The following is a 24,240-nucleotide window of genomic DNA, read 5'->3' as shown; positions in this document are numbered from 1 at the left end:
AGTTATAGATTGCTTGTCTAGAAAATTGATATAGAAAATTATAGCATACAATAGCCATTGTATGAAGAGGTCCATTATGCCATTAGAAAAATCAACTACTTTACCTTCAGATGGAGCTATATGGAAAGGAGTGACATTAACGAATCGAGCGGCGGAATATATTCAACACCTCGCTGCTAGGGACCCTAATATCAAAGGCCTACAGATAGATGTAAAACCCTCTGGATGTGCTGGGCTTAGCTATAGCATGAATTTAGTCACGACAAAATCACAAGATGATTTAAGTTTTAGTCACCATGGCGCATGTGTATTTGTACCACTGCATGCTATGCCTTATATAGATGGTACAGAAGTAGATTATGTGTATGTAGGTCTGAATCAGATTTTTAAATTTAATAACCCCCGTGCTCAACATGCCTGTGGTTGTGGTGAGAGCTTTGGAGTTGAGTAAATGCTATGGTACATGATAATAATCACTCTGATACAGTGGAATTGACCGAAGTCACAGACAGTAGACATCAAACATATACAGAAGGATTTTTTACTCAATTAAATACCGAAGAGTTGGCGTATGGTATTAATGAAGAGGTTGTACGTGCTATTTCCGCTAAACGCAATGAACCTGATTGGATGCTTAAATTTCGTCTAAAAGCCTATCGTTCTTGGGTGCATATGGAGGAACCACATTGGCTAAAAGCTCATTATACAAGTCTCGATTATCAAAATTATAGCTATTACTCTGCGCCATCTTGTCAAGATTGCAACGACTTACAGAGTTTCAATGAAGATCCACTACACCCTTCAGATGTGTATAGAGATAAATATCTGACGCAAGAAGTAGAAGGGGCTTTTAATAAATTGGGGGTGCCTGTACGAGAAGGAAAAGAGGTAGCAGTTGACGCGATTTTTGATTCTGTATCTGTCGCGACAACTTATCGTGATAAGTTAAAGAAAGAAGGCGTTATATTTTGTGCACTGAGCGAGGCAATCCTCAATTATCCTGATTTAGTTCAGCAATATCTTGGTAGTGTAGTACCAAGTAATGATAATTTTTTTGCTGCACTCAATGCAGCTGTGGCTTCAGATGGGACATTTGTTTATGTTTCTAAGGGCGTCTGTTGTCCTATGGAGCTCTCGACATACTTTCGTATTAATGCAGAAAAAACAGGTCAGTTCGAACGTACAATCCTGATTGCCGATACAGGAAGTTCGGTTAGTTATATTGAGGGCTGTTCTGCGCCTATACGAGATACCCGTCAGCTGCATGCAGCAGTGGTTGAGGTAATTGTGCATAAAAATGCTAGAGTAAAATACTCTACAGTACAAAATTGGTTTTCTGGCAGAGGAAACAAGGGTGGCATTTTAAATTTTGTCACTAAACGTGCGGTATGTGAGGGAGAAGGGAGTAAGATGTCTTGGACGCAGCTAGAAACCGGTTCAGCAATTACTTGGAAATATCCTAGTGTTATTCTACGTGGCGATAACTCCACTGGTGAATTTTTTTCAGTAGCATTAACAAACGGTTATCAGCAGGCCGATACTGGGACTAAGATGATCCATATGGGTCAAAATACACACTCAACGATTATTTCAAAGGGGATATCAGCTGCGAATAGTCAAAATACTTATCGTGGTTTAGTGAAGGTTACGTCAAGCGCTACTAATGCGCGCAATTACACACAATGTGACTCTATGCTCATTGGTTCTAAGTGTGGCGCGCATACATTTCCTTCTCTCGAAGTAAGAAACAACACTGCTCATCTTGAGCATGAGGCTACCACGTCACGTATTGGAGAAGATCAGTTATTTTATTGTTTACAACGTGGGATTAGCCCTGATAACGCGATTTCAATGATTGTTAATGGTTTTTGTAAAGATGTTTTTTCGGAACTTCCTCTAGAATTTGCAGTAGAGGCACAAAAATTGCTAGCTATTAGTCTGGAGCATAGCGTGGGGTAATAGATGATGATGAATGCAAAAGAATAGTTCATAAGGACCTCTATGTTACAAATTCAAGATTTACATGTGAGTGTTGATAATAAAAGTATTCTACGCGGTTTAAATCTTGATATAAAACCAGGCGAGATACATGCTATCATGGGTCCGAATGGTTCAGGCAAAAGCACTCTCGCTGCTACCTTAGCAGGTCGCAAGGATTATATAGTCGATCATGGCACTGTGGTATTTAAAGGTAAAGATTTGCTGCATTTAGCTCCGGAGGAACGTGCGGGAGAGGGTATTTTTATCGCTTTTCAGTATCCAGTTGAAATCCTTGGTGTTAGTAATCATACATTTCTACATACAGCACTGAACGCTGTGCGCACTTATCGTCAGCAGGATGTTTTAGATCGCTTTGATTTTCAGGGTTTAATAAAAGATAAAGCTCACCTGTTAAACATGCCAGAAGATCTACTGACTCGTTCTATTAATGTTGGTTTCTCTGGGGGCGAGAAAAAGCGCAATGATATCTTACAGATGTCTATTTTAGAACCGGATTTATGTATTTTGGATGAAACTGACTCTGGTTTAGATATAGATGCACTAAGAATTGTATCTCGAGGTGTGAATAATTTGTGCAACGGAAAGCGCTCCTTTATCATTATTACACATTATCAGCGTATTTTGGATTATATCAAACCCTCTTTTGTACATGTATTGCATGAAGGCTGTATCATAAAATCAGGCGGTTTTGGGTTGGTGGCGCAGCTGGAGGAATACGGGTATGGTTGGATTATTAACAAAAAGTGAATATATACTTCAGAAATGGAAATATATAGTACAACATAGAAACAAAAAACGCAATATCCAAGATAATGAAAGCTGGATGGAGGTATTACGTTTAGGGCTACCAACTACTAAGCAATCAGAATGGCGATGCACGCCATTAGATCGGATATTAGATCATAATTTTGCTACGCCTCTGTCTGTAAAGTTAAGTGTTGATATTGTGCAAGAGAGGGCGTTCCGTATTGATGCGGTTCGCCTTGTATTTGTAGATGGATTATTTTCACCTGAGTTAAGTGATCAAAAATATGATCCATTTAGCATCCATATTCTCTCTCCAGAATCTTCGCAAATACGCTGGCGTGCTCCAGTACACCCTGATGTGTTTGTGCATCTTACTGAGAGCTTAGCGGGAGAGATTACATTTATTCATATTTCTCGTGAACAAAAGGCAATACGTCCACTATATCTATTACATATCACTACTGGCGGTGCATCTGACAAACTATACACTGCAGGTTATCGTCATCATTTACAACAAGATACTGCAAGTGAAGTTACGGTGATCGAGCACTATATTACTTTAAATAACTTACCACATTTTACTGCTGCACGCTTTACCGCAGATATTAATAATGCTTCAACGTTGAAGCATTATTATTTAGCCTTTGAAAACCACAGTAGTTATCATGTCTCTCATAATGATTTTAACCTTGGAGCTTGTGCTCGAGCAGAAAGTCACAGTTTTTTATTAGGAGCAGGTGTTACTTTTCATCAGACTAGTAGTCAGTGTCAAGGGGAAGGATCTAATTTGATGGTTAATAGTCTCATGTTTCCAATAGGTACTGAAGTGTGTGAAAATCGTACTTGGGTAGACCATATAAAAGGTTTATGTCATAGCCATCAATTGCATAAAACGATTGTATGCGACCATGCTAGAGCTATTTTTAATGGAATGATTAAAGTACGTAAGGATGCTAATAAAACTTACGGACAGATGAATAATAGAAACTTATTATTGGGCTCTTATGCAGCAGTAGATTCTCAACCTCAATTGGAAATTTATAATGATGATGTAAAATGTGGACACGAAGCGACTGTTGAGTGTCTTAACGAAGAGCAGATTTTTTACTTACGGTCACGCGGTGTTCATAACAATATTGCCCGGCGTATTATTATCAACGCATTTCTTGCTGAACTGACTGAACTAATACCAGACGTTATTTTAAAAAATACGATAATACAACGCATTAATAATCGTTTTTTAGGAGGCGTATGATGCATTTGAACGTAGCACGCATTCAGGCAGAGTTTCCATTATTATCTAGAGAAGTCAATGGGCATCGATTGGTCTATTTAGATAGCGCAGCTAGTGCACAAAAACCACAGGTAGTGATTGATGCTGAGAGTGAGTTTTATAAAAATGGATATGCAGCGGTACATCGTGGTATTCATACTTTAAGTGCTGAAGCTACCACTCAGATGGAAACTATTCGAGCACAGGTTGCTCATTTTTTAAATGCGGCGCATTCTGAAGAGATAGTTTTTGTGAAGGGGGCCACAGAAGCGATTAATCTGGTAGCTAATAGCTGGGGGAACAGCCAGATACATCCTGGGGACAATATTATTATTACAGAAATGGAGCATCACTCCAATATTGTACCTTGGCAAATGCTAGCTAAGAGAATGAGCGCTGAATTGCGTTTTATTCCTTTAACTGTCTCTGGAACACTAGATACAACACAGCTATCATTGCTAATGGATTGCCGTACTCGACTTTTAGCAGTCACGCATGTGTCAAATGTACTAGGTACAAAAAATCCAATAAAAGAAATAATCTATCAAGCTAAGTTATCTGGGGTGGTCACTTTAATCGATGGTGCTCAGGGTGTTATGCATGATATCGTCGACGTTCAGGATTTAGATTGTGATTTTTACGTATTTTCTGGTCATAAAATATATGGACCATCTGGTATTGGTATCTTATATGGTCGTAAATCTATTCTAGATTTAATGCCTCCATGGGAGGGTGGTGGGTCTATGATCTCTACAGTGAGTTTAAGTAAGGGCACAACTTATGCCCCTGTTCCGTGGATTTTTGAGGCTGGATCTCCTAATATTGGGTCAATTATTGGTCTAGGTGCTGCATTAAAATGGATTGTTAATGTAGGAATGGATGTTATTATTGATCGGGAAAAAGAGTTGATGGGCTATGCTTTGGAGAGGCTATCATCTATACCAGATATTGTTATTTATAGTCCGTCCCAACCTGTTGGGGTCATTGCTTTTAATTTAGTTGCTCAGCATGCATTTGATGTTGGTAGTTTTTTGGATCACTATGGTATAGCTATTCGCACTGGTCATCATTGTGCAATGCCATTAATGCAGTATTATGCCGTGTCAGCGATGTGTCGTGCCTCTTTCGTTATATACAACAATGAAGAAGAAGTAGATCGTTTAGTGCATGGTTTAATGCGTATTCGTACTTTGCTAGGCTCAAGGGGCTGTTAAGAACATTATATTTAATGTTCTCATTAGAGAAGTGTTTGTTTTTTTGAGCAGCTAATTTTGTAAGTATGAGAGTTATGAGGTCTTTGAGTCAAAATATGTGTAAAGATGATCATAGTGATTTACTCATACCTTTATTTAAAAACAATAAGATTGATCCAATCAATACTATCAAAATGTATCTATGATAGCTTGCAATAGGTGTGGTTAAAAATAGAGAACATTAGGAACATTAAATGTCTTTATAAGAGAACACCTGATCTGTGTGTCTTAATGTATGCTTTTTATCTAGGGGTTAATAGTGTCAGTAAGGATACATCAGAAAATGTCACCTGGATTACTGAGGATATTATAGTTCTGAGCTCAATTGTGTACTCTAAAATCATGGGCTATAGTGCGATGTATTCCTCTCGTGATAGGTATAAATTTTATTCATGTCTACAGATTGTAATAGAGAAGGATCAATATCATTATTCAAGTGAGGAAAAATGTCCACTCTCCCGGATAGAGATACACTAGTATTTAATTTTCATCGATGTGCTAACCAGGAAGAAAAATATCTGTATATCATAGAACTAGGATCCAAACTCCCATCATTTTCTAGCGCGCTATACGCTAAAAAAAATATTATTTCTGGTTGTCAGAGTCAGGTGTGGATATCAGTAGGTGTTGATAAAAAAGGATTGGTTGTTCTGGAGGGAGATAGTGATGCAGCGCTCGTAAAGGGGTTGATAGCTATTGTATTTAGTTGTTATAAAAACATGACGCCACATAATGTGTTGTGTTTTGATTCACGTCCATGGTTTTCAGGTTTAGCGTTTTCACAGCAATTAACACCGTCGCGTGTGCATGGTCTTTGGGCTATGCTACGCTCTATTCGTCACAAAACACGTTTATTGCTAGAAGAATGATTGATGCTGGATATCATTTTTTTATCCGTGGTATAGCATATAGATGTTTATTTTTGAATTTATGCAGTCTTAATAACGAGTAGATATTATTCTACATTATACCATCTGAACATTATTGCAATCATACAAAGTTATTAGTATGTAAAAATATCTCTATAATTTTTGAGCCATAATAGTCTGGATTGGTATTGTAATTTTTTGCATGTACCAGGATACTGCGATATACACATTTTTAATTAGTTATGTGCACACTAGCATAGTTTATATATTTTTTATTTTGTATGTGTTAATGCTTTTTAGTCACACACCGCGTTTTATATGTCTATAGAGTACTGTACTGATAATCTGGTGTTAGATGAATGCAATGAAAATATAGAGTATGAATATATGCATTTAATCTATACTACTATCTGTGTAGTAAACAATTTTATTCTCCTCATACACAGGAAAACTAGCACAAAGCTCTAGAACTTGTTTTTTAACGCGATGTGTGACCGATTTGTTATTAGGATCATCTAGAATATCACTGATCCATTGTGCTACTAGGTGTACTTCATTTTTTTGAAAACCGCGGCGCGTGACTGCGGCAGAGCCAATACGTATACCAGATGTTATAAATGGACTTTGAGGATCGTTAGGTATACTATTTTTATTCAGAGTGATGTTAGAGTGACCTAGTGTATTTTCTGCTTGTTTGCCTGTAAGTTTTGTGCCAAGCAGGTTGAGTAGGAAGAGATGGTTGTGAGTAGCACCGGACACGACATTATATCCACGTTGCAGAAATACTTCTACCATCAGTTTGGAATTTTGGAGTACATTTCTTTGGTAAATTTTAAATTCAGGCTCCATTGCTTCCTTGAAGGCGACTGCTTTAGCTGCAATGACATGTAAGAGAGGCCCACCTTGTCCACCAGGAAAGACAGAGGCATTGATCTTACGATATAAGTTTTCATCTCCACCGGCTGCTAAAATAATTCCTCCACGAGGACCAGATAGTGTTTTATGAGTGGTAGAGGTGACAATATGAGCGTGTGGTATTGGATTGGGGTACATATCAGCGGCAATTAAACCCGCTACATGTGCCATATCAACAATTAGATATGCTCCGATACCATCAGCAATTGCACGCATTTTTTTCCAATCGCACAGTCCTGAATAGGCAGAAAAACCACCAATGATCATTTTTGGTCGATGCTTGATAGAAAGATTCTGGATCTCCTCATAATTTATATGGCCGGTTTTATCGGTATGATACGAAATAATATTATACAATTTACCAGATAGATTGACTGGAGAGCCATGGCTCAGATGGCCACCATGTGTTAATCGCATACTTAACACAGTGTCTCCATGTTGTAGTAATGCCGTATACACAGCAAAGTTAGCCTGAGAACCAGAATGTGGTTGTACGTTAGCATAGTCAGCTCCAAATAGTTTTTTGGCGCGATCAATCGCTAGCTGCTCAATGATATCTACGTATTTACAGCCACCATAGTATCGTTTACCCGGATATCCTTCTGCATACTTGTTAGTTAGATAGGAACCTTGTGCTTGCATCACACGAGGGCTAGTGTAGTTTTCTGAAGCGATTAGTTCAATATGCTCTTCTTGACGCGTTTTTTCCTGTTCCATAGCATGCCATAAGATAGGGTCATAGTCTGCAATATTCATATTACGAGTGAACATTTCTTTTCGTTCTCATTTTTAAATAAGTCATAAAAACTAAATTAAGATTTAAAAAATCTGTATTTAGTGTAAATTGTTTATAGTGTTAATATATTTTGTGCACAGATCTATAAAATAATTCGATGATATGTCTATGTTGTTTCGGTGCTACTTGTGTAGATTTTTTGTATGCTTTCAATATATGATGAATTTGTAGAGGTGTCTGATGTGGATAACAATCCATATCAACCACACATATAATATGACAGCATTAGAATTTTTCTCAACATTATCATTGTATGTTACTTTGTAAGTATATATGTATAGAGTTTACATTATGATCAGAATAGGAATTTTATGTTTAATTTTTTTTATTCTCAATCCGATTACTAAATCTACTGATATCTATCAGGCATAAAATTAAAATAGCACTGTGCATGTAAATTATTCATGAGACAAGACAATATTCTACAATTTTGCGTTTAGATCTTTTTTTTGATATCTTGAGATCAAGCTATGCACATTTTATGATGATATCAAAAAATTACATTATAGTCTGTTGCTATATATTGTAGAGGGAATGACCTGATCTTAAGCAGTATCAGGAGGTGTTAATATTTTATAGATAGTTTGTTGAATACTATTATCTAGCGCATTTCATACTGATGTACAGAACGAATAATAATCTTAAATTAAAAATATTTTGCGCTATGATGATTTTCAGAGTGTCGGATTAGCCAAAAAATGATTGTTAATAGACTATATGTATAACATTCTTGACTGCTAAGTGCAAATATGAATGATCCTGCAGTCTTTCAGTGCCATCAGCCAATGATAAAGAATAGTATGTTTATTGTATTTAGCGAATGATCATCTGGCTTTTAGGATACTGAAGTGATATGATTACCGCCTGATATACCTGAAAAGTAATCCACGGATAGATACATTCTCGCTTGATAACAGATCATATTTTTTAAGTTGTGTCCGCTCGTCTGTTGTACGTTACAGACGTATATATTGTGCTAGATAGCGGTTGTAGATTGAGACTGTATGATGAGGTAACTAAAAGGGTGCGGATCATATGTTGGATTCCATAAATTATATTTATTTTAACAGGAAACATGATATTATCATCATAATGCATCATTCTTGTAGAGCAAAATAACGAGACATGCATGTCAGTCTAACGTGAAAATAGTCTCTATATTAACATCATTAATACTTGTCTTGAAGGACAATGTGTCTGATTTTATCATAATAAAATTATTACTATTAAGAAAATCTTATCTACAAACTCAAAAGAACACTATCTGCTTCTTAGTGCTTACGCACACTGTAATGGACAATACCCCCCCGGTTGGCATGCTTCTTAATGTATAATATAAGATTGCTATCTTATTAGGATAAGCATGCTTTTTGTGTATAATATAATATAGTGACATTGTATAGCTCTTAATCATAGCAGTAAGATTGTGTGAGACTTGAGGAATGCGTGTAACCTATATTTCATATATCAGTAAAATTGAGATATTGTCTATTCTGTAAGTTATGTTCGGATCTAATCCAAAATTCACATTATCATTGCAACAAGATGATCACTATACGCATAGCAGCATATATTTTTGTCAATGGAATATTGTACTCATGATGCTGGATGCAGTATACGGGATATATAGATAATATATATCTAGAGATGTGTCTTTAGAGATATATCTTAACGAGGAATGATGAATTCTAGCATATATGTTTGTTGTCTTAGGAAAAATTTAGTGGTTATGATAATCATCCAGGTTATCCATTTACTTGAATGTATTTCACTCACGATAAGAGTAATATCATATGAGCCATAGCGATACTATTGTAGCCCCAGCTACTCCATCTGGACATGGTAGCATAGGGATTTTGCGTATTTCTGGGGATTGTGCTGTAGAAGTTGCAAGGCAAGTATTAGGTAAAATTCCTAGACCGCGTTATGCCAATTATCTTCTATTTTTAGATGAGAATGGTTGTATGCTCGATAAAGGGATTGCGCTATGGTTTCCTGCGCCACATTCTTTTACTGGTGAAGATGTGTTGGAGTTACAGGGTCATGGTGGTCCTGTTGTCCTTGATCTTCTTTTAAGACGTATTCTATTAGTACCAGGATTACGTATGGCTCATCCAGGCGAATTTTCCGAGCGTGCTTTTTTAAATGAGAAGTTAGATTTGACGCAAGCAGAAGCAATTGCTGATTTAATCAATGCGAGTTCAGAGAAAGCAGTACGTGCAGCGGTTTGCTCTTTACAAGGAGTTTTTTCTGTACGCATCAAGACTTTGGTAGCAAGCATCATTGACCTGCGAATGCATATAGAAGCTATGCTAGATTTTCCAGATGAGGAGGTAAGCAGCAGATCTAATAACAATATAGTATCTCAGTTAAATAATATTGCATCTATTCTAGATATAGTACGCAATGAAGCACACCTAGGTAGTTTGCTTCACGAGGGCAGAAGGGTGGTGATTGCAGGTAAATCTAATGCTGGAAAGTCTAGTTTGTTTAATAGGTTATGTGGGCGTAAAGCTGCTCTAGTGACTGCGCTTGCAGGAACGACACGCGATGTATTACATGAACGTATTTATATTGATGGTTTACCATTGCATGTCATTGACACAGCAGGGATACGTAAAAGCAGTGAGCACATCGAGAACATGGGAATCGCACTAGCCTTCCAAGAAATTAAAAAAGCTGATCATATCCTTTTTGTAGTGGATGGTGCTACGACAAGGTCTATAACTCTGTCTGAGATTTTACCAGATTTTATCGATGAATTAAAAGATATACCCCCTTTTACCATTTTACGTAATAAATCTGATATCACTCATGAAGCACATGACATCACAAAAACAAAAGAGAGTGTGGTCATCTCGCTATCAGCACGCACTGGAGAAGGTTTTGAAAATTTAATGGCACACTTAAGAGCTGTTGTAAGTGATTACAGCGAGATAGAGGATGGATTTTTGGCACGTCGTCGTCATGTGCAGGCTCTTGAATTAGCTGCTACATATCTTGAAAATGGAAAAAATAACATTGTATCTGAATCTGCTAAAGAATTATTAGCAGAAGATTTGCGTCTGGCGCAGTTAGCTTTAAACGAGATAACAGGGGAATTTAGTTCTCAGCAGTTATTGGATAGTATTTTTTCTAGTTTTTGTATCGGAAAATAGATAGCGTGTTAGCAGGATAGAGAAAGATTGCTGATATGACTCTAGAATATATACTAGAGTTTTATGAGAATAGTCACTTGTTTTATAGTTTACTCTAGTGTCATATTAGAGATTGAGGGTGTGAAAATTAGTGTGCTAAAGTATACATAAATCTTAATACATTTAGAAGTCATCGTTTTTAATAAATTCTAAATAATAATTAGTAAATGCATTGCACTTCTATTTTCACATTTCAAGAATGGAATGATTAGTATAGTATTTAGATAGGTATAGGTATAGGTATTTTTTTTGTGTGCGGTATAGATGATGCAATATTATTTTTTAGTAATGGATTTAATATAAATAACGTAATCAACACATAATACCCATCACAGATTATGGTTTTTTCAAAACCTGAATAACGTAAGTAGTATAGAAATAATAGTAGATTACACTAATAGTGTAGTATTTTGTAGTCTATGCATGTTACGTTTTGTAGATGATGCTTTATAGTGTACAGGGGTAGTTTAATTTTGATGAATCACTTAGAGAACATGTAGAATTTTTATAACGTAGCATAAAGAATAAAAAGAATACAGATAGATAGAAAGAGGGCCGATTTTGTGAGGTATAAAAATGCATCAGATTCCGATGACGTTAAAGGGTGCGGAAAAACTACGAAAAGAATTAGAAGAACTAAAAACTATTAAACGACCTATGATGATTTCTGCTATTTCTAATGCACGAGAGCACGGAGATTTAAAAGAAAACGCAGAATATCATGCTGCTCGCGAAGAGCAAAGTTTTTGCGAAGGTCGTATCAAGGAACTAGAATCTAAGTTATCACATGCGCAAGTAATTGATATCACTAAAATATCTAATAGGGCTAATGGACGAGTAGTATTTGGATCAACTGTGAGGGTACGTAGTCTAGAAACCGATGAAGAGTATACGTATTGTATTGTTGGAGATGATGAGGCAGATTTTAAAAATAATTTAATTTCTATTAATTCCCCTATGGCTCGTGGATTAATAGGTAAAATAGCCAATGATTTCACTGTCATACAAGCGCCTGGGGGTGAGGCCGAGTATCAAGTTATCAAAGTTGAATATCTTTAATCGATATAATTTTTAGATAGCATTGCATACATGAGGGAGTAATATTAATAATGCATATACCCATGAGGCGAGTTATAGATAACTGGTATCAATCAATCTCTAGATTGAGAGATTCAATAGATATCAGTATAATTGCCTCTTAATACCTTACATATAGGGAGGTATGATCATGTTTTTTAAGATTATACAGATATATACTATGTTTGCATTCACTAATCATCTATGAATTTTCTCGTTTATATTAGAGAGGTTAGAGTGGCAGGGATAATAGTGGAATTAAAAATAATCTTTAAGATTATGCCATTTCTGGTGTTAGAAGCTGCAGTTTTAATATCATGCAATCTCTAATCGTGCTTAGGTATACTATTTATTTATAGCCATAAAGACTTATGATTAACTTTGTATTATAGCAATACCGCTTATGATTAACTATGTCTGCAGTTTACAACTGACTTTAGGGCGGAGAAAGTGTGCTTGGTATCTTTAGAAGCTTGGGTGAGATTTTATGTGTGAAGTTTTCGTTAGTAAGATGTAAGTATTGCCAATACTAATCTGGATTAGATCAACCAATTATTTCTAGAAATATATTTTGGTTACTCGTTTCTGAAATGCATGCTACATAACTCATTTTGCATAATACTCCCTAGTATCTTTCGGTTACACGGTATTTTAATGAGTCATAGTTCTCACTCACCAATTGATAGCGATAGGATGCAGGTTATTGTGTTTTAATGCAGGTAGAATATAGCGTATATAGCTCATAATATAAATATATAAATATTTGTTACAAATGATACGAACGTTTATCACAATACAGACGTGATGGATATATAATATAGATTAATATCTAGTGTTTATATTGATATGTAGTGTTTATTTTAATAGTTAGTTCATCTCTACATTCAACATTCAACTGAATGATAACTGGAAAAATCGTATGATTAGTAAAAAGGGTGTTGCTGCTTCTCAACGATGGTTAAGAGAACATCATGATGATCAGTATGTTCGTCAAGCACAGCAAAAAGGCTTTCGATCACGCTCTTGGTTTAAGCTAGATGAGATACAAAAAAAAGATAAGTTACTTAAACATGGGATAACCGTTATTGATTTAGGAGCAGCTCCGGGAGGTTGGTCACAATATATGGCTATGAAAATAGGGTCTACCAGTCATATAATTGCGTGTGACAGGGTATTTATGCGGCCTATTTGTGGTGTGAATTTTTTGCAAGGTGATTTTCGTGAGGAGTCAGTTATACAAAAAATACTAAAATGCATAGGTGGTTATAAGGTGCAGGTGATCGTATCTGATATGTCTCCTAAGATAACAGGTAATGCTGTAGTGGATATGCCACGATCTATGCACTTATGTGAGCTTGCATTAGAGATGTGTTGCAGGGTATTAGAACCTGGTGGGAACTTTTTAGTTAAAGTTTTTCATGGAGAGGGTTTCGAGGAATATCTACAAAAACTGAGAGCTCAATTCACGAAGGTAAAGATTCGTAAACCAGATTCTTCGCGCTCTCGTTCACGTGAAGTGTACATTGTAGCTACAGGTCGAAAGCTATAACCAGAGTAATGGGAATATCCGTTAATTCTACGGTTGTTTCGCATATGAAGGATATACAGTGGTAGTCAGCACCTTAATGCTATTCGTTAATACTGTTGTAATATGAGGTTAAGCACTTGAGTGATATGGCAAAAAATCTAATTCTCTGGTTAGTTATTGCAGTTGTACTAATGTCTATATTTCAGAGCTTTGGACTGAGTGAGTCAAGTGGTCGCAGAGTGGATTATTCAACTTTTTTGTCGGAAGTAAATCAGGATAAAGTTCGTGAGGTACGTATTAATGGGCATGAAATTAATGTAATAAAAAGAAATAGTTATAGGTATAAAACCTACATACCTATGCATGATCCTAGATTATTAGATAATCTCTTGACTAAAAACGTTAAGGTGAGCGGAGAGCCTCCTTATGAACCTAGTCTATTAGTATCTATTTTTATCTCATGGTTTCCAATGTTATTACTGATCGGAGTTTGGATCTTCTTTATGCGTCAAATGCAAGTTGGTGGCGGTAAGGGTGCAATGTCTTTTGGCAAAAGCAAAGCTCGTATGTTAATAGAAGACCAAATAAAAACTACATTTTCTGATATTGCTGGATGTGATGAAGCAAAGGAAGAAGTTAGTGAACTGGTAGAGTATCTACGCGAACCCAGCCGATTTCAGAAACTTGGCGGTAAAATTCCAAAAGGCTTGCTGATGGTTGGTCCTCCAGGAACTGGAAAAACTCTATTAGCAAAAGCGATTGCCGGTGAGGCAAAAGTGCCATTTTTTACAATTTCTGGTTCTGATTTTGTAGAAATGTTTGTCGGAGTAGGCGCTTCTCGCGTTAGGGATATGTTTGAGCAAGCTAAAAAAGCTTCGCCATGTATTATTTTTATAGATGAAATTGATGCGGTTGGAAGACAACGGGGGGCAGGGTTAGGTGGCGGCCATGATGAACGTGAACAAACACTGAATCAGATGCTGGTAGAAATGGATGGTTTTGAAGGAAACGAAGGTATTATTGTAATTGCTGCCACGAATCGTCCTGATGTACTGGATCCTGCTTTGCTACGCCCAGGGCGCTTTGATCGTCAAGTAGTAGTGGGGTTGCCAGATGTACGCGGGCGTGAGCAGATTTTAAAAGTACATATGCGTTGTGTGCCACTAGCTACTGATGTTGATACGACTATTATTGCTCGAGGAACGCCTGGATTTTCCGGTGCAGACTTAGCTAATTTAGTGAATGAAGCAGCGCTTTTCGCTGCGCGTAATGATAAGCAAAAAGTATCGATGATAGAGTTTGAAAAAGCGAAAGATAAAATTATGATGGGAGCAGAGCGGCGATCTATGGTCATGACTGAAAAGCAGAAAGAGGCTACTGCATATCACGAAGCTGGGCATGCAATTATTGGTCGCTTAGTTCCGGAGCATGATCCTGTTCATAAGGTTACGATTATTCCACGTGGGCGTGCGTTAGGTGTGACTTTCTTTTTACCTGAAGGCGACACATTTAGTGCTAGTCGGCAAAAATTAGAAAGTCAGATCTCTACTCTATACGGTGGTCGTCTGGCGGAAGAAATCATATATGGTGTTAAAAATGTTTCCACTGGTGCCTCTAATGATATAAAGATAGCTACATCTATTGCCCGTAATATGGTTACACAGTGGGGGTTTTCAGAAAAACTTGGACCGCTTTTATATGTGGAGGAGGAAGGTGAGATCTTTCTTGGTCGTTCTGTGGCAAAAACTCAGCATATGTCTGATGAAACATCGCGTATTATAGATCAGGAAGTCAAATCTTTAGTTGAGGTTAATTATAAACGCGCGCATATGCTTCTGCATCAAAATATTGATATCCTTCATGCAATGAAGGAGGCATTGATGAAATATGAAACGATTGATGCGCAACAAATTGATGATTTAATGTCACGACGTGTAGTACGCCTGCCAGAAGGATGGGAGGAAAATATTAATGCTTCTCATGACGCTCATAATAATTCCACACTCAAAAGTTCGCTTTTTGTGGATCAGTAATCTCTCGTAATTGATTGTGAGTGCCCCTTGATGAGTAAACACGGTAGTGTTTTCGATATACTGTTAATCACCCGAAGAGGTGAGTGATTGTGAAATTATATGCCAAAGATTTAGTTCTTGATTTATCACATTCTCATGTAATGGGTATTTTGAATATCACTCCTGATTCATTTTTTGATGGCGGTAAATATAATGGATTAACTCAAGCATTAACTCATGCAAAGGAGATGATCCATGCTGGCGCAACAATGATTGACATTGGCGGCGAATCCAGTCGTCCAAACTCTATGGTGGTGAGCACAGAAATGGAGTTAGAGCGCGTCATACCAATTATTGAATCTATTGTACAACGTTTTGACGTGTGGGTATCAGTAAATACATCTAAGCCGGAAGTAATGAAAGAAGCGGCTTGCGCAGGTGTACATATGATTAATGATATACGTTCTTTGCAGATGTCCGGAGCATTAAGTGTAGCTGCCACGCTAGATTTACCTATTTGTCTTACCCACATGCAAGGTGAACCGAATACTATGCAAGATTCGCCTTATTATCAGGATGTTTTATATGATGTTAAAACTTTTTTTGTTCAGCGTATCGCTTGTTGTCAAGCCTACGGGATCAAAAAATCACGATTGTTATTGGATCCAGGGTTTGGTTTTGGGAAAAGAATTTCTCATAATTATCAATTGTTAGCATATCTAGCAGATTTGCATTATTTTCAGTTGCCGTTGTTGGTGGGTTTGTCTCGTAAAAGCATGATTGGTCAACTTCTAAATTTAGCGCCTTCTAAATGCTTAGTAGGTAGTCTTTCGTGCGCTATAATTGCTGCAATACAGGGTGCTCATATTTTACGTGTGCATGATGTGGGAGAAACAGTAGAGGCATTGCGTGTTGTGGCAGAGGTGAAATCCGCAAGGGAGCATAGAGAATAATGAGAGTGCGTAAGTATTTTGGTACAGATGGTATTCGTGGAAAGGTAGGTGAATCATTCATTACTCCAGATTTTGTTTTAAAGTTGGGTTTTGCTGCAGGTAAGGTGTTGTCGCAACATGGTTCTCGGAAAATCATTATTGGCAAAGATACACGTATTTCTGGTTACATGTTAGAATCCGCGTTGGAAGCTGGTCTTTCAGCTGCAGGGCTATCCGCAGCATTTACTGGACCTATGCCGACACCGGCAGTAGCGTATCTCACACGCACTTTTCGTGCGGAAGCTGGAATTGTCATTTCTGCTTCACACAACCCATTTTATGATAATGGCATCAAATTTTTTTCGACAGAGGGTAGTAAGTTGCCTGATGAAGTGGAAAAAGCCATTGAAGACACAATGGAAAAAGCATTAATTTGTGTAGCATCTGCCTCATTAGGGCGTGCTAGCCGCATTGTGGATGCTGCGGGGAGATATATTGAATTTTGCAAAGGCACATTTCCTAGCCAACTTACGCTTAATACATTAAAAATCGTAGTGGATTGCGCCCATGGTGCGACTTATCATATCGCACCTAATGTTCTGGAAGAATTAGGTGCCACTGTGATTCCTATAGGTGTGCAACCTAATGGTATGAACATCAATAAAAATTGTGGTACAACTGATCTGCGTCTCTTGCAGGCACGTGTATTAGAGGAAAATGCAGATGTCGGGTTAGCCTATGATGGTGATGGAGATCGTATTATTATGGTCGATCATCTGGGTCATAAAGTTGACGGGGATCAAATGTCATATCTGATTGCACGTGAACAGTGGCGTCAGGAATCGCTTAGAGGAGGTGTGGTCGGGACTCTAATGACAAATAGAGGGGTAGAATTGGCTTTTATGGGTCTCGGTATTCCATTTGTGCGCTCTATGGTTGGCGATCGTTATGTGTTAAATACGTTGATAAAAAAAGGGTGGAGGATTGGAGCAGAGAGCTCTGGACATATTATTTTATTAGATAAAACTACTACGGGGGATGGCATAATTGCTGGTTTACAGGTGCTTACCGCGATGCTATTTACTCGCCGTAGTCTTCATGATTTATGCAAAGATATCACATTATTTCCACAAAGATTAGTCAATATTAGGTTTTCTGGTGTCCAGAATCCCTTAGCCGACCCTAGAGTAAAAAGGGTAATAGCTGAAGCTGAAGCAGAGTTGAAAAGCACAGGACGTGTATTATTACGACAATCTGGAACTGAACCACTCATACGTATTATGGTGGAAGGAGAAGACGAGCATCAGATCAGTATTTTATCTTACTATATTACGGAGGTGGTAAAACAATGTATCAATGATCATTTATAGATAGCCCAATACTGCATGCAAGAGAACATTTCTGGCTAATCTGTTCATTTTTATGCATGGCATCTAATAAAGATGCAATCTGTATTTATTGTAGGGTTTGTCTATGCATATTGGTAGTATTATTATTCATGTAGCTATTGATATGGATTTTATGAGACATAATAAAATATTGTTAGCGTAGCGCTGATAGCTATGATTGGAATTTAGATGCTATATGCCAAAGCATCATTGGATACATAATATTGTCATGAACATAACAATCGTATTGTACCTATAAAAATTTGCGCAGTATACTTAGAGAGGTATGTCATAATAAGGATGTTTTATTAAAAGTATCAGATCAGAGTCTCAAAGAGTGCATAATGTACATGCAGAATGAGCAGATCCTATCATCTTCTCAGTACTATAAATAGTGTCTAATATTATGAATATAATACTTATGCTTACGTAGAATAGGATTGCAGTTTCTTAAAATGTGTGATACCATTTATGCGAAAGAAAAAAGATGAGTTTAAAATAGTTTAAAATAGTTTAAAATTAAGTGATGATTCATACGAAAGCAAATGTATATATTTTTCGCAGTATATAAAATTATTCAGTATACGCTGTATAAAACTGAAGGGCATCAAAAAGATGGGCAAGAATGTACACTACCGTTTTAATAGTTTTTTTAATTGTAGCTACAAGTTTAATTAGTATTATTTTACTACAGCAAGGCAAAGGATCGATTATGGGGGCGTCATTTAGTTCTGGTGCGTCTAGCACACTATTCGGTTCGTATGGAGCAAATAATTTTGTTACTCTTCGCATGATTCCACTGTTATCAATTTTGTTTTTTCTATTAAGTCTAATAATAGGTAACCTTAATAGTCATAAAACTTCAAGAGAAAAGGTGCAGGAACTTCATCGAGTGGATGTGCCATCGGTCCATGTTCCAAATAATGTACGCTCTTAAAGAATGAAAATACGTTTTGGTAGATTGTATCTACATGTTGCTGATTTGACAAAAAACGATATAAATTTTATTTGTATGTAAGTAAATGTCAGAAGTGAGTGATTTTTTGATTGCCGTGGTGGTGGAATTGGTAGACACGCTACCTTGAGGTGGTAGTGCCCATCATGGGCTTGCGGGTTCAAGTCCCGTCCTCGGTACCAAATTAAAGTTTTACTTGCTTTTTACTTGCTAATTCGTACAGGTAATGCGTATAATAAAAAAGCGGGATGGAGCAGTTTGGTAGCTCGTCGGGCTCATAACCCGAAGGTCGTTGGTTCAAATCCGACTCCCGCAACCACCATAGATGATATAACAGCCATTTAAAAAATAGTTTTTGTACACAGAATGTATAAAACACAGTTGTAAAAGGACTTTTCAGCGGCGCGGAATTACTGTTCACGGGTTACAAGCGTTCATATGAAATAAACCTCGAAAGATTTCGGGGTTTTTTGTTATTAAAATAGCAGGATGATTGGGCTAGAAGCCCTTTTTTTTATATCTTGAGATTTAAAAGTATTCGTATGATGATTTTAAAACAGTATATAACATTGCGGGCATAGTTATTCTTAGTACCAGTTATTTTATTTGTTATTACGTTTAAGTGTGAATTTAAAATTGAAATGTTATTTTGAGCGTGAGATGAGCATATGCATGTCTGGTTTATCCAGATTGTATTTAAAATAAAAATCAAGAGCATGGTGGTAACACAGGAGTATGCAATGATCTGCGTTTGTAATGGATGCGGTTCTTTATGGCAGCTTGTAGCTCCTTATCTTGCATCTGGAATTATATATGCGTTAATGAATGTAAATCTGACCAGTGTTTTTTATAGCGATCTCAAATTCCAAGTAACAGCAAGGCAACAAGCAGTTACTTAACAGTAATATTACGATTATTTTTGTGAAGAGTAACCATAAAGTATGCGCATTAAGTAACATCTAGAAAGAAAACGTGGTTCCCCACTTTTAAAAGTACAGATTGAGGCATGCTAGCATGAATAAAGAAATCTTAGCGGTTGTCGAGGCGGTTTCAAATGAGAAATCACTTCCACGTGAGAAGATTTTCGAAGCGTTAGAGAGCGCGCTGGCTACGGCCACCAAGAAAAAACATGAACAGGAAATTGATGTACGCGTCAGCATTGATCGTAAAAGCGGTTCTTGTAAGACATTTCGTCGTTGGTTAATTGTGGAAAACGTAACTCAGCCTACCTGTGAAATTACGCTGGCCGCAGCACGATATGATAATAGCTCTGTATCTGTAGGTGAGTTTGTGGAGGATCAAATAGCATCTGTGACTTTTGATCGCATTACGACTCAGACCGCAAAACAGGTGATAGTACAGAAAGTACGTGAAGCAGAGCGTGCTATGATGATTGCTCAATTTCGTGAACAAGAAGGTAAGATTATTACTAGTATAGTGAAAAAAGTGACTCGTGATAATATTACACTTGAGGTGCGTTTAAACAACGACTCTAATGTTGTTGCGGAAGCAGTAGTACTTCGTGAAGATATGCTCCCCAGGGAAAATTTTCGTGTAGGTGATCGCATACGAGGCGTTTTATACGCTATTCGTCCTGAAGCACGCGGTGCGCAGTTATTTGTTAGTCGCTCTCGACCTGAAATGCTTATCGAACTCTTTCGTATTGAGGTACCAGAAATTGCTGAAGAGGTACTGGAAATTAAAGTTGCTGTCCGTGATCCAGGATCACGCGCTAAGATTGCTGTAAAAACAAACGACAAACGCATTGATCCAGTTGGTGCTTGTGTAGGCATGCGAGGTGCGCGCGTTCAAGCAGTATCTAGTGAATTATGTGGCGAGCGTATTGACATCATACTTTGGGATGATAATCCTGCACAATTTGTTATTAATGCTATGGCGCCTGCAGATGTTTCTTCGATCATTGTAGATGAGGATAGTCATACGATGGATATTGCTGTAGAAGCTGGTAATTTAGCCCAGGCTATCGGCCGTAATGGACAAAACGTACGTCTTGCGTCTCAGCTCAGTGGATGGGGTCTAAATGTTATGAAGATTGAAGACTTGCAGGCTAAGAATAAGGCGGAATTATACGCTGCTATTAATATATTTACTAAATATCTCGACGTTGATAAAAGCTTAGCCGCTACTCTGGTAGACGAGGGTTTCTCTTCCTTAGAAGAGTTGGCGTACGTACCAATCCATGAGATACTATCCATCCGTGGTATGGATACAGAAAAAGCAGAAAAGTTGCGTAACCAAGCCAATATAGCATTAACTAACTTAGCACTTTCTAGCACAGGGGGTTGCAATACCAATAAACCTTCTGAAGACTTATTGAACTTAGTTGGATTAGATAGGGAGACAGCCTTTAAATTAGCAGAAAAAGGAGTGTGTAACTTAGAAGATCTTGCCGAGCAAGGTGTGGACGATCTATCAGATATTGATGGATTAACCGATGAGTTGCGGGCTGGCGAGTTAATTATGGCCGCACGCAATATATGTTGGTTCGGTTCCGACGCGTAATCAATGGTAGCAGGAAGGAACAGCATGATAAAAGATGTAACTATAAAATCGTTGGCCACAGAAATTGAGATACCAACGGAGCGCCTAGTACAGCAATTTGCTGCTGCAGGCATACGTAAGTCTGCGACAGACGTGGTGAGTCAGAATGAAAAAGAGATTTTACTAGCCTACTTGAACCGTGATCGGGGTAGCAGATCTAGTAAGTTAACGTTACAACGTAAGACACGTAGTACTCTTAGTATTCTTGGTACCGGAGGAAAAAGTAAATCGGTGCAAATTGAAGTACGTAAAAAACGTACATATATTAAAGGGATTCTATCTGACTCCGTGCATGCAGATATAGTATCTGGTTCTGCAGAGGGAAAAGTAGTAGAGCAGGAAACGCATATAGTGACAGGGTTATCTTCTCATAAGACTGAGGATAATATTCAGAATAGAGTTCATCAGAATATAAAACAGCCACCTGCAAGCATGATCAAATCTGAGAAAGAGCAAATAGTTCATGCTAAAGTGGTGAAAAAAGACAGCATGAGTCAGAAGGCCGCGGAGGAGATATTACGAACCTCGCAGTCAGACAAAGCCCGTCGAATAGCGAAATCAGCTGAATTAAAACGCAAATCTGAAGAAGAAATATGTCGCAAGATTGAAAAAGAAGCCAAGCGCGTAGCGGAAGCTGCACGTCAGATGGCGGAAGAAAAAGGCGCTGAATGGACGGAAGTCGTGAAAGATGTGGAAGATCCTAATGACTATCATATTACCACTTCAACCCATGCACGCGCCGCAGAAGATGAAAATGATGCTCAGGTTGAGAGCGATCGTCGTAATCGTGCCATACGTATTACTAAAGTTCAGGTACGCAAAAAAGGTAATAAACACTCTGAAGCGAAAACTGATCGTGAAGAAGCACGTGCACAGGTACGTGGTGGCAAGAGTGGAAAACGCAGACCAAGTTCTTTGCACCAGAGCTTTAACAAACCAATTCAAGTGATTAATCGAGACGTAGTAATTGGTGAAACTATTACTGTATCAGAATTAGCGAATAAGATGGCCGTCAAGGGTTCACAAGTCATTAAAGCTATGATGAAGTTAGGTGCCATGGCAACGATTAATCAGATTATTGACCAGGACACTGCCCAATTGGTAGCAGAAGATATGGGTCACAAGGTGACGTTACGTCATGAGAATGCGCTCGAAGCAGAATTGATGCGTGATCGTGATACGGACTTAATTTTAGAATCTCGCGCACCAGTTGTCACCATTATGGGTCATGTAGATCATGGAAAAACATCATTATTAGACTACATTCGATCTACAAAGGTAGCACGTGGCGAGGCAGGCGGAATTACTCAACATATCGGTGCGTATCATGTAGAAACTGTCAATGGTATGATAACCTTTTTAGATACACCAGGCCATGCTGCATTTACTGCTATGCGCGCCCGCGGTGCAGAAGTCACTGATATTGTAATCTTAGTAGTAGCTGCAGATGATGGTGTGATGCCCCAGACTATCGAAGCTATTCAACATGCTAAAGCAGCCAATGTGCCTGTGTTAGTCGCAGTAAATAAATGTGATAAGCCAGAAGCTAATCCAGAACGTGTGAAAAAAGAATTAATGCAATATGGAATTATTCCAGAGGAATGGGGGGGGGAGAACATATTTATTAATGTTTCTGCTAAGATTGGTAGTGGGATTGACGAGCTTCTAAAAGCTATTTTATTACAAGCAGAAGTATTAGAGCTTACTGCAGTACGTCATGGCATGGCAGGCGGGGTAGTTATTGAATCGTTTTTAGATAAAGGGCGAGGTCCAGTAGCCACTGTTCTAGTACGTGAAGGTATGCTTAAAAAAGGCGATATTGTGTTATGTGGTTTCGAGTATGGTCGAATTCGAGCAATGCGCGATGAATCTGGTCGAGAAGTCTGTACTGCAGGACCGTCGATCCCTGTTGCAATTCTTGGAATGTCTGGTATACCGATTGCTGGTGATACAGTAACAGTAGTACGTGACGAAAAAAAAGCACGTGAAGTGGCTCTATATCGCCAGGGTAAATGTCGTGAGGTAAAATTAGCCAGACAGCAGAAAGTAAAATTAGAAAAAATGTTTGATAATATCATGGAAGGTAAAGTTTCCGAGATGAATATTGTGCTCAAGGCTGATGTCCAAGGTTCAGTGGAAGCTATTTCAGAAGCATTGATTAAACTATCTAGTAAGGCATTACAAGTGAAAATGGTTGGTTCCGGTGTAGGTGGTATCACTGAAACTGATGCTACGTTAGCAGCAGCATCAAACGCTATTTTAGTTGGTTTTAACGTACGCGCTGATTCTTCAGCAAGACGTATTATCGATACAGAAAATTTAGATCTACGTTATTATTCTGTAATTTATCATTTGATTGATGAAGTTAAATTAGCTATGAATGGTATGCTTGTTCCTGAATATAGACAACAGATCATAGGATTAGCAGAAGTACGTGATGTATTTAAATCTCCTCGATTTAGCGCTATTGCTGGTTGTATGGTAATCGAAGGTACTATTAAGCGTCATAATCCAATCCGAGTATTGCGTGAGAATATAGTCATTTATGAAGGTGCGCTAGAGTCTCTTCGTCGGTTTAAAGAAGATGTTAGTGAAGTGCGTAATGGTTTAGAATGTGGTATTGGTGTTAAAAATTATAATGATGTCCGTATAGGCGATATCATTGAGGTATTTGAAGTTCATGAGATTCAGCGTACGCTTGCTTAACATCTTAATATACATAATTAGCATATATT

Annotated in this window: 16 protein-coding genes, 2 tRNA genes and 2 pseudogenes; 19 read left to right on the top strand and 1 reads right to left on the bottom strand. The window is 37.8% G+C overall.

The genetic code is table 11. The features are described 5' to 3' along the window. Nucleotides 1-76: 76 nt before the first annotated feature. The 6 genes from sufA to sufE all read left to right on the top strand — a co-directional run bounded on the left by sufA (nucleotide 77) and on the right by sufE (nucleotide 6,143). Nucleotides 77-451 carry a Fe-S cluster assembly scaffold SufA gene (gene sufA / locus ERCIKOCA2762_RS02700; protein WP_157988640.1) on the top strand — a complete coding sequence of 125 codons (375 nt, stop codon included), beginning with the start codon at nucleotides 77-79 and terminating at the stop codon, nucleotides 449-451. Nucleotides 452-456: 5 nt separating this feature from the next. Continuing rightward, entirely contained in the window at nucleotides 457-1,959 is a 1,503-nt protein-coding gene (gene sufB / locus ERCIKOCA2762_RS02695) for a Fe-S cluster assembly protein SufB (protein ID WP_157988639.1), read from the top strand. 42 nt (nucleotides 1,960-2,001) lie between these two features. Continuing rightward, nucleotides 2,002-2,748, top strand: a complete 747-nt coding sequence (gene sufC / locus ERCIKOCA2762_RS02690; protein ID WP_157988638.1) for a Fe-S cluster assembly ATPase SufC — start codon at nucleotides 2,002-2,004, stop codon at nucleotides 2,746-2,748. After that, nucleotides 2,723-4,003: a Fe-S cluster assembly protein SufD gene (sufD, locus tag ERCIKOCA2762_RS02685; RefSeq protein WP_157988637.1), complete on the top strand. Its 1,281-nt coding sequence runs from the start codon at nucleotides 2,723-2,725 to the stop codon at nucleotides 4,001-4,003. The genes sufC and sufD overlap by 26 nt, the downstream gene beginning before the upstream one ends. Beyond that, nucleotides 4,003-5,235 carry a cysteine desulfurase SufS gene (gene sufS / locus ERCIKOCA2762_RS02680; RefSeq protein WP_157988802.1) on the top strand — a complete coding sequence of 411 codons (1,233 nt, stop codon included), beginning with the start codon at nucleotides 4,003-4,005 and terminating at the stop codon, nucleotides 5,233-5,235. Before sufD ends, sufS begins: the two co-directional genes overlap by 1 nt. A 485-nt stretch (nucleotides 5,236-5,720) precedes the next feature. Further along, nucleotides 5,721-6,143 (top strand): cysteine desulfuration protein SufE, encoded by a 423-nt coding sequence (gene sufE / locus ERCIKOCA2762_RS02675; protein WP_157988636.1) that lies wholly within the window; start codon nucleotides 5,721-5,723, stop codon nucleotides 6,141-6,143. Between the two features lie 393 nt (nucleotides 6,144-6,536). Here the strand turns inward: sufE and glyA are convergent, their stop codons facing one another. Beyond that, on the bottom strand, nucleotides 6,537-7,829 hold the full coding sequence (gene glyA, locus ERCIKOCA2762_RS02670) for a serine hydroxymethyltransferase (protein ID WP_157988635.1): 1,293 nt from the start codon (nucleotides 7,827-7,829) through the stop codon (nucleotides 6,537-6,539). Nucleotides 7,830-9,647: 1,818 nt separating this feature from the next. Here glyA and mnmE point away from each other — a divergent pair. The 13 genes and pseudogenes from mnmE to infB all read left to right on the top strand — a co-directional run. Then, entirely contained in the window at nucleotides 9,648-11,012 is a 1,365-nt protein-coding gene (mnmE, locus tag ERCIKOCA2762_RS02665; protein WP_157988634.1) for a tRNA uridine-5-carboxymethylaminomethyl(34) synthesis GTPase MnmE, read from the top strand. A 615-nt stretch (nucleotides 11,013-11,627) separates the two neighbouring features. Further along, the gene (gene greA / locus ERCIKOCA2762_RS02660; RefSeq protein ID WP_157988633.1) at nucleotides 11,628-12,110 is read left to right on the top strand and encodes a transcription elongation factor GreA; all 483 of its coding nucleotides are present in this window, start codon (nucleotides 11,628-11,630) and stop codon (nucleotides 12,108-12,110) included. A gap of 937 nt (nucleotides 12,111-13,047) precedes the next feature. Then, on the top strand, nucleotides 13,048-13,677 hold the full coding sequence (rlmE, locus tag ERCIKOCA2762_RS02655) for a 23S rRNA (uridine(2552)-2'-O)-methyltransferase RlmE (protein WP_157988632.1): 630 nt from the start codon (nucleotides 13,048-13,050) through the stop codon (nucleotides 13,675-13,677). Nucleotides 13,678-13,802: 125 nt separating this feature from the next. After that, a complete protein-coding gene (gene ftsH / locus ERCIKOCA2762_RS02650) occupies nucleotides 13,803-15,689 on the top strand; it encodes an ATP-dependent zinc metalloprotease FtsH (RefSeq protein WP_157988631.1) in 1,887 nt (628 codons plus the stop codon). An 89-nt stretch (nucleotides 15,690-15,778) separates the two neighbouring features. Further along, nucleotides 15,779-16,621, top strand: coding sequence for a dihydropteroate synthase (gene folP / locus ERCIKOCA2762_RS02645; protein WP_157988630.1), 843 nt, complete (start codon nucleotides 15,779-15,781; stop codon nucleotides 16,619-16,621). Next, nucleotides 16,621-17,970 carry a phosphoglucosamine mutase gene (gene glmM / locus ERCIKOCA2762_RS02640; protein WP_157988629.1) on the top strand — a complete coding sequence of 450 codons (1,350 nt, stop codon included), beginning with the start codon at nucleotides 16,621-16,623 and terminating at the stop codon, nucleotides 17,968-17,970. The genes folP and glmM overlap by 1 nt, the downstream gene beginning before the upstream one ends. A 643-nt stretch (nucleotides 17,971-18,613) precedes the next feature. Beyond that, nucleotides 18,614-18,925, top strand: a complete 312-nt coding sequence (gene secG, locus ERCIKOCA2762_RS02635; RefSeq protein WP_157988628.1) for a preprotein translocase subunit SecG — start codon at nucleotides 18,614-18,616, stop codon at nucleotides 18,923-18,925. 112 nt (nucleotides 18,926-19,037) lie between these two features. Continuing rightward, a tRNA-Leu gene (locus ERCIKOCA2762_RS02630) sits at nucleotides 19,038-19,125 on the top strand. Nucleotides 19,126-19,185: 60 nt separating this feature from the next. Next, a tRNA-Met gene (locus tag ERCIKOCA2762_RS02625) sits at nucleotides 19,186-19,262 on the top strand. A 421-nt stretch (nucleotides 19,263-19,683) separates the two neighbouring features. After that, complete coding sequence (locus tag ERCIKOCA2762_RS02620; protein WP_157988627.1) at nucleotides 19,684-19,842, top strand: hypothetical protein; 159 nt, start codon at nucleotides 19,684-19,686, stop codon at nucleotides 19,840-19,842. Between the two features lie 115 nt (nucleotides 19,843-19,957). After that, complete coding sequence (nusA, locus tag ERCIKOCA2762_RS02615) at nucleotides 19,958-21,466, top strand: transcription termination factor NusA (RefSeq protein ID WP_157988626.1); 1,509 nt, start codon at nucleotides 19,958-19,960, stop codon at nucleotides 21,464-21,466. Between the two features lie 24 nt (nucleotides 21,467-21,490). Then, nucleotides 21,491-21,778, top strand: a pseudogene (locus ERCIKOCA2762_RS03565) (translation initiation factor IF-2 associated domain-containing protein); the annotation flags it as partial. Nucleotides 21,779-22,030: 252 nt separating this feature from the next. After that, nucleotides 22,031-24,211, top strand: a pseudogene (gene infB / locus ERCIKOCA2762_RS02610) (translation initiation factor IF-2); the annotation flags it as partial. Nucleotides 24,212-24,240: the final 29 nt, after the last annotated feature.

This window comes from Candidatus Erwinia haradaeae, from assembly GCF_900698935.1.
In the GTDB taxonomy this organism is placed as follows: domain Bacteria; phylum Pseudomonadota; class Gammaproteobacteria; order Enterobacterales; family Enterobacteriaceae; genus Erwinia_E; species Erwinia_E haradaeae_D.
This window is presented reverse-complemented; position numbering and strand designations above follow the sequence as displayed.

Coding starts and splice junctions, on each gene's coding strand:
- sufA (WP_157988640.1), top strand. CDS start 77: ATGCCATTAGAAAAATCAACTACTTTACCTTCAGATGGAGCTATATGG.
- sufB (WP_157988639.1), top strand. CDS start 457: ATGGTACATGATAATAATCACTCTGATACAGTGGAATTGACCGAAGTC.
- sufC (WP_157988638.1), top strand. CDS start 2,002: ATGTTACAAATTCAAGATTTACATGTGAGTGTTGATAATAAAAGTATT.
- sufD (WP_157988637.1), top strand. CDS start 2,723: ATGGTTGGATTATTAACAAAAAGTGAATATATACTTCAGAAATGGAAA.
- sufS (WP_157988802.1), top strand. CDS start 4,003: ATGCATTTGAACGTAGCACGCATTCAGGCAGAGTTTCCATTATTATCT.
- sufE (WP_157988636.1), top strand. CDS start 5,721: ATGTCCACTCTCCCGGATAGAGATACACTAGTATTTAATTTTCATCGA.
- glyA (WP_157988635.1), bottom strand. CDS start 7,829: ATGTTCACTCGTAATATGAATATTGCAGACTATGACCCTATCTTATGG.
- mnmE (WP_157988634.1), top strand. CDS start 9,648: ATGAGCCATAGCGATACTATTGTAGCCCCAGCTACTCCATCTGGACAT.
- greA (WP_157988633.1), top strand. CDS start 11,628: ATGCATCAGATTCCGATGACGTTAAAGGGTGCGGAAAAACTACGAAAA.
- rlmE (WP_157988632.1), top strand. CDS start 13,048: ATGATTAGTAAAAAGGGTGTTGCTGCTTCTCAACGATGGTTAAGAGAA.
- ftsH (WP_157988631.1), top strand. CDS start 13,803: ATGGCAAAAAATCTAATTCTCTGGTTAGTTATTGCAGTTGTACTAATG.
- glmM (WP_157988629.1), top strand. CDS start 16,621: ATGAGAGTGCGTAAGTATTTTGGTACAGATGGTATTCGTGGAAAGGTA.
- secG (WP_157988628.1), top strand. CDS start 18,614: ATGTACACTACCGTTTTAATAGTTTTTTTAATTGTAGCTACAAGTTTA.
- ERCIKOCA2762_RS02620 (WP_157988627.1), top strand. CDS start 19,684: ATGATCTGCGTTTGTAATGGATGCGGTTCTTTATGGCAGCTTGTAGCT.
- nusA (WP_157988626.1), top strand. CDS start 19,958: ATGAATAAAGAAATCTTAGCGGTTGTCGAGGCGGTTTCAAATGAGAAA.